Annotated in this window: 1 protein-coding gene; it reads left to right on the top strand. The window is 56.5% G+C overall.

Annotated elements, in window-relative coordinates; genetic code table 11:
* Positions 1–62: 62 nt before the first annotated feature.
* A complete protein-coding gene (locus DK261_RS08635) occupies positions 63–1,223 on the top strand; it encodes an IS30 family transposase (protein WP_053275419.1) in 1,161 nt (386 codons plus the stop codon).
* Positions 1,224–1,231 lie beyond the last annotated feature (8 nt).

Here is a 1,231-nt window from a genome sequence, read left to right as displayed (position 1 = left end):
TGTGGATTCAACCGGTCGATGCAACACAACTAAATTCTGTGTAAGCAGAAGGAGTGTTGCAGATGAAGCAGAGACCTCGGATCTATTACACCGAAAGCCAGAAGAAACTGATGTGGGATCACTGGCAGAAAGGCGACTCTCTCCAGCAGATCGCCCAACTATTTGATCGAAACCACTCATCGGTACAGCGCATCCTGGCGGAAACAGGGGGTATTAGACCCGCTGTACGGCGCAGGTCCAGATTGGCCCTGACGTTGGCTGAACGCGAAGAGATTTCGCGGGCAGTGGTGGCAGGTAACTCGATCCGTTCCATAGCCGCGCTGCTAGGGCGAGCAGCCTCTACGATCAGTCGTGAGATCAGACGCAACGGTGGCCAAGGAGGCTACCGGGCTAATCGAGCTGATCAGGCGGCCTGGGATCGCGCCCATCGACCCAAGGTCTGCAAGCTTGTTGAGAACCGAGCGGTGGCGCAAATTGTTGCAGACAAGCTTCAATTGCAGTGGTCACCGGAACAAATTGCCGGCTGGCTGAAGCGCACCTACCCGGATGATACGAGCTATCAGGTGTCACACGAGACGATCTATCGCACCCTCTTCATACAGGCTCGCGGGGCCCTGAAGAAGGAGTTGCTTGAGCATTTACGGCGCACGAGAGCCATGCGTCGCTCGCGACATCACACGCAGAAGAAAGAAAATCACGGCCGAATCACAGACGCGGTATCCATCCGCGAACGCCCGGCCACGGCTAAGGATCGGGCGGTGCCTGGTCACTGGGAAGGTGACCTGCTGTGCGGCAGCAGGAACAGCCAGATCGCCACTCTTGTTGAGCGAAATACCCGCTACGTGATGCTGGTGAAGTTGGCCGGTAAGGATACCGAGACGGTCATCAGCGCCCTGATCGAAAACGCCCGCGAACTCCCCGAGGAACTCTACCAATCGCTGACGTGGGATCGCGGCAAAGAGATGGCTGACCATAAGCGTTTTACGGTGGCGACCGACATCAAGGTCTACTTCTGCGACCCCCATCGTCCCTGGCAACGGGGATCGAATGAGAACACCAACGGGTTGTTAAGGCAGTACTTCCCGAAAGGGACCGACCTGGCGGAGCACTCGCAAGCCACGCTCAATGAAGTGGCAAGGCAGTTGAACAGTCGTCCTCGGAAAACACTAAACTACGAAACGCCCGCTGAACGATTTAGCCAATCTGTTGCATCGACCGGTTGAATCCACAG

This window comes from Pseudomonas sp. RW409 (assembly GCF_003184125.1).
Classification (GTDB): domain Bacteria; phylum Pseudomonadota; class Gammaproteobacteria; order Pseudomonadales; family Pseudomonadaceae; genus Aquipseudomonas; species Aquipseudomonas chlororaphis_I.
Note: the sequence above shows the minus strand (reverse complement) of the source record. Positions and strands in the feature narration are given on the sequence as shown.